The sequence below is a fragment of the Aeromonas sp. 160P genome (genome assembly GCF_055193095.1).
In genome coordinates this window covers 474,018-488,639 of record NZ_JBUXKV010000001.1, presented here as the reverse complement: position 1 = coordinate 488,639, position 14,622 = coordinate 474,018, and the positions used below count along the sequence as shown (strand labels likewise).

The 14,622-nt window shown below is 60.4% G+C and carries 14 protein-coding genes; 7 read left to right on the top strand and 7 right to left on the bottom strand.

The genetic code is table 11. From position 1 onward, the window contains the following. Nucleotides 1-30 precede the first annotated feature (30 nt). Both pssA and gntU read right to left on the bottom strand, forming a co-directional pair. Nucleotides 31-1,380 carry a CDP-diacylglycerol--serine O-phosphatidyltransferase gene (gene pssA / locus ACY8FN_RS02400; protein WP_463099131.1) on the bottom strand — a complete coding sequence of 450 codons (1,350 nt, stop codon included), beginning with the start codon at nt 1,378-1,380 and terminating at the stop codon, nt 31-33. A 150-nt stretch (nt 1,381-1,530) separates the two neighbouring features. After that, the gene (gene gntU, locus ACY8FN_RS02395; protein ID WP_463099130.1) at nt 1,531-2,871 is read right to left on the bottom strand and encodes a gluconate transporter; all 1,341 of its coding nucleotides are present in this window, start codon (nt 2,869-2,871) and stop codon (nt 1,531-1,533) included. A 243-nt stretch (nt 2,872-3,114) separates the two neighbouring features. On the opposite strand from gntU, the gene ACY8FN_RS02390 reads away from it, so the two are divergent. Genes ACY8FN_RS02390 through ACY8FN_RS02380 form a run of 3 tightly spaced genes read left to right on the top strand, consistent with a single transcriptional unit; the run spans nt 3,115 to nt 6,079 of the window. After that, the gene (locus ACY8FN_RS02390; protein ID WP_068978188.1) at nt 3,115-3,624 is read left to right on the top strand and encodes a gluconokinase; all 510 of its coding nucleotides are present in this window, start codon (nt 3,115-3,117) and stop codon (nt 3,622-3,624) included. Then, nucleotides 3,621-5,417 (top strand): phosphogluconate dehydratase, encoded by a 1,797-nt coding sequence (gene edd, locus ACY8FN_RS02385; protein WP_463099129.1) that lies wholly within the window; start codon nt 3,621-3,623, stop codon nt 5,415-5,417. Before ACY8FN_RS02390 ends, edd begins: the two co-directional genes overlap by 4 nt. A gap of 20 nt (nt 5,418-5,437) precedes the next feature. Beyond that, the gene (locus ACY8FN_RS02380; RefSeq protein WP_042018289.1) at nt 5,438-6,079 is read left to right on the top strand and encodes a bifunctional 4-hydroxy-2-oxoglutarate aldolase/2-dehydro-3-deoxy-phosphogluconate aldolase; all 642 of its coding nucleotides are present in this window, start codon (nt 5,438-5,440) and stop codon (nt 6,077-6,079) included. Nucleotides 6,080-6,202: 123 nt separating this feature from the next. Here the strand turns inward: ACY8FN_RS02380 and ACY8FN_RS02375 are convergent, their stop codons facing one another. Beyond that, nucleotides 6,203-7,210 (bottom strand): substrate-binding domain-containing protein, encoded by a 1,008-nt coding sequence (locus ACY8FN_RS02375; RefSeq protein WP_463101120.1) that lies wholly within the window; start codon nt 7,208-7,210, stop codon nt 6,203-6,205. 88 nt (nt 7,211-7,298) lie between these two features. Between ACY8FN_RS02375 and ACY8FN_RS02370 the strand changes: the two genes are divergently transcribed. Continuing rightward, nucleotides 7,299-7,949 carry a Qnr family pentapeptide repeat protein gene (locus ACY8FN_RS02370; protein WP_463099128.1) on the top strand — a complete coding sequence of 217 codons (651 nt, stop codon included), beginning with the start codon at nt 7,299-7,301 and terminating at the stop codon, nt 7,947-7,949. Between the two features lie 122 nt (nt 7,950-8,071). Here the strand turns inward: ACY8FN_RS02370 and ACY8FN_RS02365 are convergent, their stop codons facing one another. Next, nucleotides 8,072-9,472: a peptidoglycan DD-metalloendopeptidase family protein gene (locus ACY8FN_RS02365; RefSeq protein ID WP_139691212.1), complete on the bottom strand. Its 1,401-nt coding sequence runs from the start codon at nt 9,470-9,472 to the stop codon at nt 8,072-8,074. Nucleotides 9,473-9,481: 9 nt separating this feature from the next. Beyond that, nucleotides 9,482-11,011, bottom strand: coding sequence for a 2,3-bisphosphoglycerate-independent phosphoglycerate mutase (gene gpmM, locus ACY8FN_RS02360; RefSeq protein WP_068978191.1), 1,530 nt, complete (start codon nt 11,009-11,011; stop codon nt 9,482-9,484). A 246-nt stretch (nt 11,012-11,257) separates the two neighbouring features. Here gpmM and ACY8FN_RS02355 point away from each other — a divergent pair, with 246 nt between their 5' ends. From ACY8FN_RS02355 to gpsA, 3 genes are read left to right on the top strand one after another with little or no spacing between them, the layout of a single operon-like run. Beyond that, the gene (locus tag ACY8FN_RS02355; protein WP_463099127.1) at nt 11,258-11,689 is read left to right on the top strand and encodes a rhodanese-like domain-containing protein; all 432 of its coding nucleotides are present in this window, start codon (nt 11,258-11,260) and stop codon (nt 11,687-11,689) included. 51 nt (nt 11,690-11,740) lie between these two features. Further along, entirely contained in the window at nt 11,741-12,211 is a 471-nt protein-coding gene (secB, locus tag ACY8FN_RS02350; RefSeq protein ID WP_042018281.1) for a protein-export chaperone SecB, read from the top strand. A 2-nt stretch (nt 12,212-12,213) separates the two neighbouring features. After that, nucleotides 12,214-13,218 (top strand): NAD(P)H-dependent glycerol-3-phosphate dehydrogenase, encoded by a 1,005-nt coding sequence (gene gpsA, locus ACY8FN_RS02345; protein ID WP_463099126.1) that lies wholly within the window; start codon nt 12,214-12,216, stop codon nt 13,216-13,218. A 244-nt stretch (nt 13,219-13,462) separates the two neighbouring features. Here the strand turns inward: gpsA and ACY8FN_RS02340 are convergent, their stop codons facing one another. Together ACY8FN_RS02340 and pyrI are read right to left on the bottom strand one after the other, a co-directional pair. Next, nucleotides 13,463-13,954: an arginine repressor gene (locus ACY8FN_RS02340; RefSeq protein ID WP_042018278.1), complete on the bottom strand. Its 492-nt coding sequence runs from the start codon at nt 13,952-13,954 to the stop codon at nt 13,463-13,465. 200 nt (nt 13,955-14,154) lie between these two features. After that, complete coding sequence (pyrI, locus tag ACY8FN_RS02335; protein ID WP_101319065.1) at nt 14,155-14,619, bottom strand: aspartate carbamoyltransferase regulatory subunit; 465 nt, start codon at nt 14,617-14,619, stop codon at nt 14,155-14,157. Nucleotides 14,620-14,622: the final 3 nt, after the last annotated feature.

The window sequence follows — 14,622 nt, the reverse complement described above, 5'->3', positions numbered from 1 at the left end:
AGCTGCCGGTGAGTGCGATGCACCCCGGATTCAGATGATGCGTTTTAGCAGCAAATGTGCCTTCACTCTGTGGATCCGTCCCAACAGCTTGCGTACCTGTTCCGGGTAGTCCTGGATCTGTTCCACCTGATCGAAGTGGCTGATCCGCTTGGTGTTGGCCAGGATGTTCTCCCGCTCGGCGTTGAACTGGGGACGCAGCAGGTGGCGGCGATCGTGCACCAGCAGGCCGTTTTCCAGATCCAGCGTCCAGGCGCGAGGATTGAGATTATTGCCGGTGAGCAGGGCCCACTCGTCGTCCACGAAGATCCCCTTGAGATGGTAGGAGTTGCGTTCGCAACACCAGAGCATCAGGTTAAGGCGACCGTCGTCGATGTGACGCTGGTTGTGCTCGGCAAACTTGCGCAGGTTGGTCTCGTAGAGATAGGGCAGACCGCCGATGGTGGAGAATTTTTCCTCCGGCGGGATGAAGAAGTCGTTGGCGGTCTTGTCGCCCACCACGATCGTCACCTTGCAGCCGCGCTGCAGCAGATCTTCGATATCCTTGCTCAACTCCTTGGGGGGATTGAAGTAAGGGGTGCAGATGAAGATCTCCCGCTCGGTGGAGCGCACCAGATTGCGGATCATCAGGTTGAGCTGGTTGTTGCGCTTGCCCAGACCCACCATGGGGGTGACGGCCACTTCCTGGGTGTTGACCGGCATGGCACTGAAACGATACTGGCTTTGGCGCAGGCTCTGCTTGAAGCGGCGGATCGGCCCCTTCAGCTGCTTGGCACTGGGAATATCATAGTGATCCAGCCGCTGCACCGCGTCGCTCTTCACGAACAGGTCGTCCACATAGTTGACCATGCTGCGGGCCAGCTCCGGGCTGGTGATCTGGTGATAGCGGTCGAAGCGGTAGCGCTCCTGCTGGTGCAGGTAGATGTCGTTGAGGCTGGCGCCGGAGTAGAGCACCACATCATCGAAGATGAAGCCCTTGAGGTGCAGTACCCCGAGCAGCTCGCGTCCTTTGACCGGCACGCCGTAAATTTCGATCTGGTGCTGGTGGTTGGCGGCCATCTCCTGATACATCAGATGGTTGCCACCCTGTTTGCCTTTACCGATCAGGCCGCGCTGGGCACGGTGGAAGTCGACGCACAGCTTGATGTCGAGGGCCGGATTGCGCTGCTTGGCGGCGTAGAGGGCGGAGAGGATCTCCCGGCCAGCTTCGTCATCCTGCAGATAGAGCGCGACCAGATAGATGCGTCGGGTGGCACTGGCGATCAGCGCAAGAATGCGGCGTTTGAAATCCTCGGCGCTATAGAGCACCTCAAACTGATCCGCCACCACGGCGATCTGGGGCAGCCGTGCCAGCAGTTGTCGATAATGGGCCGATGAATGCATAGATAAACCTGAAATCACGGGATTAAGCGTTCCGCTCGGAGCGATGAATAGGCGATTCTAGCAATCTCACCCTCTGGGCCAAAGCAAGAATCGTCAGAAAGATGAAAAAGGCCTCACAAGTGAGGCCTTTTTGTCAGCTTTTACCTCTTATCAGAGGAAGCTGTAGATGATCATCGCCATTACACCGCCGGTGGTGCCGATGATGGTTTCCATCACGGTCCAGGTCTGCAGGGTCTGCTTTTCGGTGAGGCCAAGGTAGCGGTTGGCCAGCCAGAAACCGGAGTCGTTGACGTGGGAGAGCACTATGGAACCGCCGCCGATGGCGATGGTGATCGCGGCCAGCTGGGCACCGTTCAGGCCGAGGGGTTCCAGCATCGGCAGCACCAGACCGCAGGCAGTCAGCATGGCGACGGTGGCGGAGCCCTGAATCACCCGCACCGCGGCCGCCAGAATAAAGGCCAGCGCGACTATGGGCAGACCTGAGTCAGCCAGCATGTTGCCAAGGGCGGCACCCACGCCGGAATCCACCAGTACCTGCTTGAACACGCCACCGGCACCGGTCACCAGGATGATGACACCGGCTGGCTGGATGGCGCTGTTGCAGACGCTCATTACTTCGTCACGGGACATGCCGCGGCGAATGCCCAGCAGGTAGAAGGCGGCCAGACAGGCAACCATGATGGCGGTGAAGGGGTGGCCGATGAACTCCAGCCAGTTGTGCAGGGTGGAGCCGGTCTCGACGAAGCGACCCACGATAGTCTTGAGGCCGATCAGCAGCAGCGGCAGACCGATCAGACCCATCGCCAGCCCGAAGGAGGGTAGGGATTTGCTGTCATCGTGGATGCTGTTCTGGGCATCTGCAGGCAGCGGTACATCGACGATCTTGCTGATGAAGTCACCGAACAGCGGGCCTGCCAGGATCAGCGCAGGTACGGCGGCGATCAGACCGAACAGGATCATGTAGCCAAAGTCGGCACCCAGCTGGGACGCCACCAGGATCGGGCCCGGCGCCGGGATCAGGAACGCCTGGCAGGTGGCGATACCCGCCAGCAGGGCGATACCGATTTTCACCACGCTGCCGCCGCCACGACGGACGATGGCGAAGGCGACGCCAATCAGCAGCACCACGGCCACGTCGAAGAAGAGCGGCAGGGCGCAGACAAAGCCGGTCAGCGCCATGGCCCAGTTGGCGCGCTGGACGCCGAACTTGCCGAGCAGGGTGTGGGCCACCCGGTCGAGGGCGCCGGTCACTTCCATCACTTTGCCGAACATGGCGCCCAGCGCCACCACCACGGCGACGAAGCCGAGGGTGCCACCCATCCCTTTCTGGATGGTGGCGGCAATATCGGCCGGGTTCATGCCAGCTGCGAGACCCGCCACCATGGAGACCAGGATCAGGGCGACCACGGCGTGGAGCCGGGCCTTCATTACCAGAAAGAGCAGCAGCACGATCGAGCCGGCGGCCGTCATGATCAAAGAGATATCCGACATTGTTCTCTGTTCCTTGTTAGTTGTTCAGTGGCAATGCCGCAGGACTCATTACTAACCATAACATTATGATTTATTTGTATATATGGCTAGTCTGCAGCATCAGGCACGGGGCCGGCGAGTGTTAGTTTCAGTCTGTGGCCGACTTCACATTTTCAGGCGTTACCGGTAACATGTTACCGGTAACGTGATAGATTAGAACCCATCAACAGCTGGTTTTTTGAAAAGTGGGACAGAGGTCAAATTATGGCGGGTAAGTGCATTATCGTGATGGGTGTATGTGGCAGCGGCAAATCAAGCGTTGGTATGAAAGTAGCCGAGGCGCTAAATGCCAAGTTCATTGATGGCGATGATCTGCACCCCAAAGCCAACATCCAGAAGATGGCTGGCGGCAATCCCCTCAACGATGAGGATCGTGCCCCCTGGCTGGAGCGGATCCGCGATGCCGCCTACAGTCTCGAACAGAAGAACGAGACCGGCATCATTGTCTGTTCCGCCCTCAAAAAGCAGTACCGCGACCAGATCCGTGAAGGTAACGAGTCGGTCAGCTTTATCTTCCTCGATGGCAGCCAGCCGCTGATCCTCGAGCGGATGCGGGCCCGCAAAGGCCATTTCATGCGGGAAACCATGGTACAAAGTCAGTTCGATACTCTGGAGCGCCCCGAGGGCGAAGCCGGTGTATTCCACATTGATATTGACGGCACCTTCGAACAGGTGGTTGATCGCGCCGTCACTGCATTGGAGCAAGCCCAATGATTCATCAGGTAATTTCCGACGTCACTGCTCGCATCCGCGAGCGCAGTGCCGCCCGTCGTCAGGCTTTTCTGGCCCGTATCCAGCGTCAGGCCGAGCAGGGCAAGACCCGCGCCGCGCTGGCCTGTGGCAACCTGGCTCACGCCGTAGCAGCCTGTAGCAGTGACGAGAAGGGTCGCATTCTCGACATGACCCGTGCCAACGTCGGCATCGTCACCGCCTACAACGACATGCTGAGTGCCCATCAGCCCTATCAGGGCTATCCGGACCAGATCAAGGCCGCGCTGGCCGAGCTGGGCCACAGCGCTCAGGTCGCCGGTGGTGTGCCCGCCATGTGCGATGGGGTGACTCAGGGTCAGCCGGGGATGGACATGTCCCTCTTCTCCCGCGACCTCATCGCTCAGGCGACCGCGCTGTCGCTCTCTCACAACACCTTCGACGCCACCCTGCTGCTCGGCATCTGCGACAAGATTGCGCCGGGCCAGATCATGGGGGCGCTCTCCCACGCCCACCTGCCCACCGCCTTCGTACCGGCTGGCCCGATGGCGAGCGGCATCAGCAACGATGAGAAGGTGAAGGTGCGTCAGCAGTACGCGGCCGGTGAAGTGGGTCGCGCTGCCCTGCTGGAGATGGAGTGTGGTGCCTACCATGCGGCAGGTACCTGCACCTTCTACGGCACTGCCAACACCAACCAGCTGGTGTTCGAAGCCATGGGCCTGATGTTGCCGGGCTCTGCTTTCGTGCATCCGCACAGCGAACTGCGCCGTGCCCTCACCGACGAGGCAGCCCGCCGCATCAGCGCCATGATCCCGGGATCCCCGGCGTATCGCCCGCTCAGCACAGTGCTGGACGAGCGATCGCTGGTCAACGGTCTGGTGGCCCTGCTCGCTTCCGGCGGCAGCACCAACCACAGCATTCACATGGTGGCGCTGGCCCGCGCGGCCGGTCTGGTACTGACCTGGGATGACATCAGCGATCTCTCCGATGTGGTGCCGCTGCTGGTGCGCATGTACCCAAACGGCCCAGCCGATGTGAACGCCTTCGAACAGGCGGGCGGTGTGCCCGGGATGATGCGCCGTCTGGCCGAAGATGGGCTGATCCACATGGATGCCACCCCGGTGTTTGGCGAGATGCAGGATTACCTCAGCCGCCCGGCGCTGGTCGATGGCAAGTTGCTGTGGCAGCCGGTGGGCGAAAGCAGCGACGCGAGCGTGCTCTCTCTCTCTGGCTGCGTGTTCCAGGCCACCGGTGGCACCAAGCTGCTGGCGGGCAATCTGGGCCGTGCCGTGGTCAAGGTCTCTGCTGTCGCCCCCGAATATCGGGTGATTGAAGCCCCAGCGCGGGTCTTCTCCTCCCAGCATGCGGTGGAAGCCGCCTATCAGGCGGGCGAGCTCAATCAGGACGCCGTTATCGTGGTGCGCCACAACGGCCCGGCCGCCAACGGCATGCCGGAGCTGCACAAGCTGATGCCGGTGCTCGGCAACCTGCAGAAGGCGGGTCACAAGGTGGCGCTGGTCACCGATGGCCGTCTCTCCGGCGCCTCCGGCAAGATCCCGGCTGCCATTCACATCACACCGGAAGCGCTGCACGGCGGGGCCATCGGCCTGCTGCAAGATGGCGATCTGCTGCGAGTGGATGCAGTGAGCGGTCGCCTCGACTGCCTGACCGATTTGAGTGGCCGCACCCAGGCCGAGATTGACCTCACTCTGGAACAAGAGGGGTGGGGTCGGGAACTGTTTAGCGTGATGCGTCGCGCAGTATCGAGCGCCGAGTGTGGCGCCACCATTTTTGATTAAGAGCTGACTAAGGAAGAGCTATGCAGAACTGGAAAGTGACCCCTGCCGAAGTGTTTGCCGCCTCTCCGCTGGTGCCCGTGATGGTTATCAACGAGCTGGATCAGGCCCTGCCGATGGCCAAGGCGCTGCTCGACGGCGGCATCTCCGTCTTCGAAATCACCCTGCGCACTCCGGTAGCCCTCGACGCCATCGCCCTCATCGCCAAGGCGATGCCAGATGCCATGGTCGGTGCCGGTACCGTGCTCAACTGCGCGCAGTTTGATGCTGCCGTGGCAGCCGGTGCCCGCTTCGTCATCTCCCCGGGGATGACTCCTGCGCTGCTGGCCCACGCGGCCAACAGCACAGCGCCGCTGATCCCGGGCGTTGCTACGCCGTCTGAAGTGATGCAGGCGCTGGAAGCAGGCTACGACCACCTGAAGTTCTTCCCGGCCGAAGCGAACGGCGGCACCAAGGCGCTCTCCGCCATTGCGGCCCCGCTGCCCCAGGTGAAGTTCTGCCCTACCGGCGGTATCGGTCCGCACAACGTCGCCGACTATCTGGCGCTCAAGTGCGTTGCCACCGTCGGCGGCTCTTGGATGCTGCCGGCCGATGCGGTCAAGAGCGGCAACTGGGAAGAGGTGACTCGCCTCTCCCGCGCTGCGGTTGAAATGGTTAAACGCTAAGCGTTATCCGTTCAGAAAAATCAAACAGGCCACCCTCGGGTGGCCTGTTCTGTTATCGGCTAAGGGCGGTCATACGGGGGCGCAGCGGTAGTGCGCCGTGACACCAACCGGTGCAGGAAGGGGTTAGCCCAAGCTTTCTCCCAGATAGAGGGAGAAGCCGATATCTTTGCGTGTCTCGGTCTGTGGCTGGCCGCTGAGACGGGCCAGCAGCATGGTGGCTGCCTCCATGCCGATCGCTTCCCGCGGGGTGGCAATACTGGCCAGCTTGGGGGTCATGGCATGGCCGATATCGAGGGCATTGCTACCCGCGATGGCGATTTGCTGGGGTACCGGGATCCACTTGGCCTGGCACTGCAGCAGGGCGCCGACCGCCAGATCATCGTTGGTGCAGAACAGGCCGTCGAGGTCGGGATAGCGCACCAGCGCCTGATCGAGTAGCTCGCCGCCGAGGGTAAAGGTGGAGGACTGCTCGGTCAGCAGGTGCTGGCCAGTAAGGCCGAAGTCAGTCATCGCCTGATAATACCCCTCCATCCGCAGCTGGGTTCGCACGTCGAGCCGGGCCCCAAGATAGACCACCTGACGCCTGCCTCGGCGCAGCATCTCTGATACCATGGCCCGGGCGGCGGCCCGGTGATCCATGCCGACCACCATGTCGATGGGATTGGGTGGCAGATCCATGGTTTCGACCACCGGAATGCCGGCGGTGGCGATCATCTTGCGGGTGCGCTCGGTGTGTTGGCTGTCGGAGAGGATCAGGCCATCAACATGATAGGAGAGCAGCGACGCGATCTGCTCCTCCTCCCGTTCCGGGCTGTAACTGTAGTGCGCTAGCAGGGTCTGGTAACCGGCTGGCCGGGTGACCGATTCGATGCCGTGGATCACCGCCGAGAAGACCTGGTTGGAGAGGGAGGGGATCAGGATACCGATCGCCTTGCTGGTGGCGTTGGAGAGAATATCCGGCGCCCGGTTGGGGATATAGCCCAGCTCTTCCACCACCGCCGCGATCCGCTCGCGGGTACCTTCCGCCACGGTCTGCGGGTCGCGCAGATAGCGGCTGACAGTCATCTTGGTCACGCCAGTCTGGTCGGCGATATCTTGCAGGGTGGGGCGGCGCTTGCGGGTGGTGTTCATCGGGGTGTCCAGCATGGATGTTACATGTAACATTACCGTTTTCGGCCGACAAAGTCAGCATATGAAACCGTAGTAAGAGGAGTTTTCGATGATCAGAGGCAAGCAGTTCGTGGATGTCCGGTTCGAGCAGCAGGATGTGGAGGGGGAGCAGTTCTCGGAGTGCCGCTTTATCGGCTGCAACTTCTCCTGGCTGGATCTGAGCGATAGCCGCTTCATCGATTGCAGCTTCTACGATCGGGAGAGCGAGCGGGGCTGCCTGTTGCAGGGCTGCGACCTGCGCGAGACCAGCTTTCTGCGTTGCGATCTCACCATGGCCGATTGCAGCCGCAGTCAGTGTCTGGGGCTGGAGATGCGCGACTGCCAGGCGGTCGGCATCAACTTCGGCCACGCCAGCTTTGCCAATCAGATCACCGCCAAAAGCTACTTCTGTGAGGCCCATCTGACCGGCAATAACTTCAGTTATGCCAGTTTCGAGGGTTGTCTGCTGGAGAAGTGCGAACTGACCGGTAACCGCTGGCAGGGGGCCAACCTGTTCGGTGCCTCGCTGGCGGGTTCAGACCTTAGCGGCTGCGAATTTGGCCAGATAGAGTGGACCAGCTTCAAGCTGCAGGGCTGCGATCTGCGCCAGTGCGATCTGCCGGGGCTGGATCTGCGGCGGGTCGATCTGCATGGGGTGCAGATCAACGAGGATCAGCAGCAGATGTTGCTGGAGCAGATCGGCCTGGTCGTCTTCCCCTGAGTGGAGCAAAAATAGGTAATTTTTCATCAAAGTGGCACCGAGACCAGCGGGCTGCCCCTCCTCAAACGGCAAAAAGCCTGCGTGATGCAGGCTTTTTTGATGTGCGTGTGGGTCGGGTTAACTCAACCCTTGGCCAGCCACTTGGTCGGGTTGATTGCCTCGCCCTGATGGCGAATCTCGAAGTAGAGGCCGGGTCGGTCCTGGCCACCACTGTCACCGACCAGTGCCACCGGTTCACCCTGTTCCACATTCTGACCCACTTGGCGTAGCAGCGACTGATTGTGACCATAGAGGCTCATATAGCCCTTACCGTGGTCGATCACCAGCAGCATACCGAAGCCATCCAGCCAATCGGCGTACACCACCTGACCGGCTGCCACCGCCTTGACCTGGGTTCCTTCACTGGCACCGATCAAAGTGCCCTTCCACTTGAGCTGGGCGGTGCGTGGTGAACCGTAGGAGATAAGGATCGGCCCCTGTACCGGCCAGCGCAGGCTGCCATTGGTGCTAAGGCCACCGTAGCCGCCACTGCTTGGCTTGGTGCTCCGCGCGGCGGCTTGCTGCTCAGCCACCCGACTCTGTTGCTTGGCGACTTTCTGCTGCTCAGCAGCGAGCCGTTGCTGCTCGCCGACCTTCTGCTGTTGCGCCGCGATCCGCTGTTGTTCGGCAATTCGCTTCTGTTCGGCGGCCAGACGTTGCGCCTCGAGACGGCGCTGGCGCTCTTGCTCTGCCTTTAACTTGGCCAGCCGTTCCCGCTCGGCCCGTTCACGGCGCTCCTGCTCTTCGCGCTTGCGGCGCAGCTCTTCCAGCCGGGCTTTCAGCGCTTTCTCCGCCTTGACCAGCTTGGTGAGCTTTTGCTCATCATCCTGTACCGATTGCTGCAGCTGGTTACGCACCTTGGCCCGGCTCTGCTGGCTGGCCAGCAGGGTCTGGTGGTGTTCTTGCTGCTCGCCGAGCAGAGATTGCAGCCTGGTTTCGGTCTCTTTGGTGGCCCGCTGGTTTTTCGCCAGCTTGTCGTGGGTGGCGCGCAGGGCGTCAATGGCCTCAATGCGGGCCTTGTTGAGGTAGTCGTAGTAGTCGAGGGAGCGGCTCAGTTTGGCCGGGTCCTGCTGGTTGAGCAGCAGTTTGAGGTAGTCGTGGTTGCCCGCCAGAAAGGCGCTTTCCGCCTGCTTGGCCAGCAATTGCTTCTGATGTTTGGCTTGTTGTTCCAGCCCCAGCTTGTCTTTTTGCAGGGTCGCCAGCTTCTGCTGGTTCTGCTGCAGTTGCTGCTTGGTCTGGTTGAGCTTGGCGGCGGCCGTCGAGATAGCCTGCTCGTCAGCTTTGAGTTGGGTATTGAGTTTGGCAAGCTCCTCTTTGCTGAGCTTGATGGTCTGCTGTTGCTCTTTGATCTGGGACTGCATCGCACCCAGCTGCTGATTGGCGGCAACAGCCTGACTGGCGCCAAACGACAGACAAAAAAACAGCGCGCCGGCCAACAGGCCGACGCGACTGGTTTTCTGTGAAATAACTTCGCATCCCCGCATGGGGACGGATTATTTCAGAATCATCAGGGGCTTACCAGTCATTTCCGGCGGCACCGGCAGACCCATCAGGGTCAGCATGGTGGGGGCCAGATCCGACAGTTTGCCACCTTCAGCTACCTCGGCTTTGCGGCCGACATAGATAAGCGGAACGGGCAGACTGGTGTGGGCGGTGTGGGCCTGACCGGTCTCTTCATCCTGCATCTTCTCGGCGTTGCCGTGGTCGGCGGTGATCAGGCACTCGCCACCCACTTCGCGCAGGGCTTCGGTGACGCGGCCAACACAGTGGTCAACGGCTTCACAGGCTTTGACGGCGGCATCGAACACACCGGTGTGGCCGACCATGTCGCCATTGGGGTAGTTACAGATGATGACGTCGTACTTGCCGCTCTTGATGGCTGCAACCAGCTTGTCGGTCAGCTCTTCGGAGCTCATTTCCGGCTGCAGGTCGTAGGTAGCCACTTTCGGGCTGGCGACGATCTCGCGATCTTCGCCAGTGAAGCAGGACTCTTCGCCACCGTTGAAGAAGAAGGTGACGTGAGCGTACTTCTCGGTTTCGGAGATGCGCAGCTGGGTCTTGCCCTGCTTGGCCAGCCACTCACCCAGGGTGTTGACCAGGGCAGTCGGCGGGTAAGCGCAGGCAGTTTTGATGTCGGCCGCGTATTCGGTCAGCATCACGAAGTTCAGCTTTGGCTCAACCGCACGGGCGAAACCGGTGAAGTCGGCATCCACGAAGGCGCGGGTGATTTCACGGGCGCGGTCGGCACGGAAGTTCATGAAAATCAGCGCATCGCCGTCTTCCATCGGCGCAGCTTCGCCGATACGGGTGGCTTTGACGAATTCGTCGTTCTCGTCACGGGCATAGCCGGCAGCCAGCGCTTCAGTGGCGCTGTTGGCGGTGAACTCACCCTTGCCCTGAGTCATCAGGTCATAGGCTTGCTGCACGCGATCCCAGCGGTTGTCACGATCCATGGCGAAGTAACGGCCGATCATGGAGGCGAAACGGCCCTTGCCCAGCTTGGCGAACAGGGCGTCGAACAGCTCGATGGAGGATTGGGCAGAGCGTGGCGGAACGTCACGGCCATCCAGGAAGGCGTGCAGGTAGATCTTCTCGGCGCCACGCTTGGCGGCCATTTCGATCATGCCCATGATGTGCTCTTCGTGGCTGTGTACGCCACCCGGAGACATCAGGCCCATGATGTGAACGGCTTTGCCGTTGGTCACGGCAGCGTCAACAGCCTTGGCCAGCTCGACATTCTGGAAGAAATCGCCGTCCTGAATGTCTTTGGAGATGCGGGTCAGCTCCTGATAGACGATGCGACCGGCGCCGATGTTGACGTGGCCCACTTCGGAGTTACCCATCTGGCCATCCGGCAGACCGACATCCAGGCCGGAGCCGGAGATCAGGGTGCTGGTGTAGTCACGGGCCAGACGATCGAGGTTGGGAGTCTTGGCGGCAGCGACGGCGTTGTGCTCTTGCTTGGTGCTATAGCCCCAACCGTCCATGATGACCAGAACCAAAGGTTTCTTAGCTGTTGACATAAGACTATGTCCTCTCGGATTGGAAAAAATGCGGGAAATGAAACTAGCGTAATATTACTACATCTGCCGAAATAGTCACCTGATAGCCAAGGGGCGCTCCCGAGCCCCCGTAAGCCACGCCCTTCCTGCCATGCTCACTGTCTGCTGATGATGGGAGCCTGCTCGCGCTTTGCCGCCAAGATGGCTGATCTTATCAATACCCCCATGTATACTCGGGCCCTTGTCTTGGTCCCTGGATAGTAGAAGATGCAAGAGTATTTGGATTTTGCGACCCGTAACCCGCTGCTGACCGCAGCCTGGTTGGGTCTGGCTGGCACCCTGGTTTACACCACTGTGCGTGCCCGTTTTTCTCCGGTAAAAACCGTCAATAACCACACAGCCACTCTGCTGATCAACCGTGAGAATGCCACTGTAGTGGATATTCGCAGTCAGGAAGAGTACGCCAAGGGCCATCTGGCCGGTGCCCAGCATCTGCCGCTGACCCAGATCCAGGGCAATAACCTGGGCCCGGTTGAAAAGCATAAAGATGCCCCCATCATAGTGGTGTGCGAGTCGGGCATGACTGCGGGCGGCGCGGGTCGTCAGCTGAGCAAGGCCGGTTTCAAGCAGGTATATGTGCTCAGCGGTGGTATGGCTCAATGGCGTGCAGACAATCTGCCGGTAACCAAAAAGCGCTGATTGATTTAAGGGCCTGTGCCCACTTATCCCTATATAAAGGAATCAAACGAAATGGCTGACGAGATCAACAACCAGGAAGTACAACCGGAATTCAACATCCAGCGTGTCTACACCAAGGATGTCTCTTTCGAAGCGCCGAACACCCCGCACATCTTCCAGAAAGAGTGGCAGCCGGACGTCAAGCTGGACATGGATACCAAGACCAACATCCTGGCTGACAACGTGTACGAGGTTGTCCTGACCCTGACCGTGACCTGCAAACTGGAAACTGAAACTGCCTTCCTGTGCGAAGTTCAGCAAGCCGGTATCTTCACCATCGGTAACCTGCCAGAGCCGCAGCTGGCTCACTGCCTGGCCGCTTTCTGCCCGAATATCCTGTTCCCGTACGCCCGCGAAGCCGTGGCCAACATGGTGAGCAAAGGTTCCTTCCCGCAGCTGAACCTGGCACCGGTTAACTTCGATGCTCTGTTTGCCCAGCACATGGCGCAAGCACAGGCCCAGCAGGCGACTGCGGAAGCCTGATAATGGCTGACCAGATCGCTATCTCGGTCTTGGGGGCGGGGTCTTATGGCTCCGCCCTTGCCATTTCTCTGGCGCGCAACGGTCATCCGACCCTGCTGTGGGGTCACGATCCTGCTCATGTCGCCGTGCTGGAACAAGATCGCTGCAACAAGGCATTTTTGCCTGATGTCCCTTTTCCCGCCGATCTGCAGCTGACTGCGGATCTGCAATATGCAGTGCAAGCTGCCCCTGTGCTGCTACTGGTGGTGCCGAGCCACGTGTTTGGTCAGGTATTGGCTCAGATCAAACCTTTCTTGCGTCCCGATACCCGTATCGCCTGGGCCACCAAGGGGTTGGAGCCGGACAGTGGCCGCCTGCTGCAGGATGTGGCGCGTGAGGTGCTGGGAGACGAGATGCCGCTGGCGGCGATCTCCGGTCCCACCTTCGCCAAGGAGCTGGCTGCCGGTCTGCCGACGGCTATCTCGGTTGCTTCGACTCACGACGACTTTGCCGATGACCTATCCCGACTGCTGCACTGTGGCCGTTCGTTCCGGGTCTATACCAGCCCGGACTTCGTCGGTTTGCAACTGGGTGGCGCGGTGAAGAACGTCATCGCCATCGGCGCTGGTCTCTCCGACGGGCTCGGTTTTGGCGCCAATGCCAGAACTGCGCTGATCACCCGGGGGCTGGTCGAGATGCAGCGCCTGGGGGCCGCCCTCGGTGCCGATGCCAAAACCTTTATGGGGATGGCGGGGCTCGGGGATCTGGTGCTCACCTGTACCGATAACCAGTCGCGCAACCGCCGCTTCGGGCTGGCCCTCGGGGCTGGCAAGGATGTGGATACCGCCATGACCGAGATCGGTCAGGTGGTGGAGGGGTATCGCAACACCAAGGAGGTCCACCTGTTGGCGGCCCGCTGCGGTGTGGAGATGCCCATTTGCGAGCAGATCTTCAAGGTGCTCTACGAGGGTAAGAACCCGAAAGAGGCGGCCATCGCCCTGTTGTCGCGAGACAAGAAGGACGAGTAGTCGCAGGTGTTGTGCCATACAACAGGCCCGCGCCAGAGGATGTAATGCCAGTCAGTGACGCTGACTGGCATTGTTTTTATGGGCCGCTAGCGCCATCACTCAGCGGGATTGGCGTCACGCGGCGGTGCAATTTTGTATCCCTTTAGATGGGGGGTGCGAGCCGCCACCAGGGTATCAAGATGGCGTTGCATGTTTGCGTGACAAGGTGCAAGCGGGCTGCCTGACCTGATTGTTGAGTGCGAGTTTAGCGTGCCTGCGCCAGGGTACGTACCACGGCGGCGTGGGCCTGACGGGTGCGGCTGATATGGCGCGGTGCAACCAGTACCACGTCGTTGCCGGCGACGGCGCCCATGATCTCGGGATTGGCGTTGCGATCGAGCAGGCGGGCCACCACGGTGGCGGCGCCCGGGGTGGTGAGGATCAGCACCATCTGCTGGTTGTGTACTACGTCGCGCACCATGTCGTGGATCGAGCGGGTGCTGCCTGCGGGCTCCAGTTGGTCGTCCACCAAGGTGTAGACCTTCTTGCCGTTGGCATTTTGGGCCTTGGCGACGCCGAGGCGGCGCAGCAGGCGGGAGATGGTGGACTGGCTGATGTCGGCAAAACCACGCTCTGACAGCTGGTGGCGGATCTCTTCCTGGGTGCTGTAGCAGTGCTGGCCGATGATCTGGCGACAGGCATCCAGCTGGGCCAGATCGGGCTCTTGGGCAACGGGACGACTGAGAGTTTTGACCACGACGAATTCCTTTGACGCTGATCGGAGGTAAACGCGCGATATCTGCCATAGCTGTCTGTTACCAGCCAAAAACACTGATAATCCATCTATATGCAGAGAATGAACGGGCATTACCATCTTGGGATGGCAAATTATAGCTGACTGGAAATTCGGTGATGTGACAGGGTTCAAAAATGGGCCCCGCAGGGCCCAATCAGATATCAGTAACGCTCGCTGACGATGTCCTGGGTGAAGGACTTCTCGCAATATCTGCACTTCATCCGCACTACGCCTTTCACCTCGCGTACCCGGAAGTAGCTGTCCACTGGCTCGTTGTGGGAGATGCAGTTGGAGTTGGGGCAGTGGAACACTCCGGCGATGAACTCCGGCAGCTCCAGCTGGTGCTTCTTCACCACATTGAAGTCTTCAATGATGTTGACGGTCGCTTTCGGGGCGAACAGCGCCAGCTGGTTGGCCTGTTGCTCGGTCAGGCGGGTGTTCTCGATCTTGATGAGATCCTTCTTGCCGAGCGCGCCGGATTTCAGGTTGAAGCCGACGGTGATCCGCTCCTGGGTTTCGACCAGCTGGAACAGCTTGAGGATCTTGATGCCCTGGCCAGCGGGGATGTGATCGATGACGGAGCCGTGACGGATGGCTTCGACTTGCAGTTGGTTCTTGTCAGACATGAT

What these genes read in the sequence shown, in the direction of transcription:
- pssA (WP_463099131.1), bottom strand. Translation starts at nt 1,380, where the DNA reads ATGCATTCATCGGCCCATTATCGACAACTGCTGGCACGGCTGCCCCAG.
- gntU (WP_463099130.1), bottom strand. Translation starts at nt 2,871, where the DNA reads ATGTCGGATATCTCTTTGATCATGACGGCCGCCGGCTCGATCGTGCTG.
- ACY8FN_RS02390 (WP_068978188.1), top strand. Translation starts at nt 3,115, where the DNA reads ATGGCGGGTAAGTGCATTATCGTGATGGGTGTATGTGGCAGCGGCAAA.
- edd (WP_463099129.1), top strand. Translation starts at nt 3,621, where the DNA reads ATGATTCATCAGGTAATTTCCGACGTCACTGCTCGCATCCGCGAGCGC.
- ACY8FN_RS02380 (WP_042018289.1), top strand. Translation starts at nt 5,438, where the DNA reads ATGCAGAACTGGAAAGTGACCCCTGCCGAAGTGTTTGCCGCCTCTCCG.
- ACY8FN_RS02375 (WP_463101120.1), bottom strand. Translation starts at nt 7,210, where the DNA reads ATGAACACCACCCGCAAGCGCCGCCCCACCCTGCAAGATATCGCCGAC.
- ACY8FN_RS02370 (WP_463099128.1), top strand. Translation starts at nt 7,299, where the DNA reads ATGATCAGAGGCAAGCAGTTCGTGGATGTCCGGTTCGAGCAGCAGGAT.
- ACY8FN_RS02365 (WP_139691212.1), bottom strand. Translation starts at nt 9,472, where the DNA reads ATGCGGGGATGCGAAGTTATTTCACAGAAAACCAGTCGCGTCGGCCTG.
- gpmM (WP_068978191.1), bottom strand. Translation starts at nt 11,011, where the DNA reads ATGTCAACAGCTAAGAAACCTTTGGTTCTGGTCATCATGGACGGTTGG.
- ACY8FN_RS02355 (WP_463099127.1), top strand. Translation starts at nt 11,258, where the DNA reads ATGCAAGAGTATTTGGATTTTGCGACCCGTAACCCGCTGCTGACCGCA.
- secB (WP_042018281.1), top strand. Translation starts at nt 11,741, where the DNA reads ATGGCTGACGAGATCAACAACCAGGAAGTACAACCGGAATTCAACATC.
- gpsA (WP_463099126.1), top strand. Translation starts at nt 12,214, where the DNA reads ATGGCTGACCAGATCGCTATCTCGGTCTTGGGGGCGGGGTCTTATGGC.
- pyrI (WP_101319065.1), bottom strand. Translation starts at nt 14,619, where the DNA reads ATGTCTGACAAGAACCAACTGCAAGTCGAAGCCATCCGTCACGGCTCC.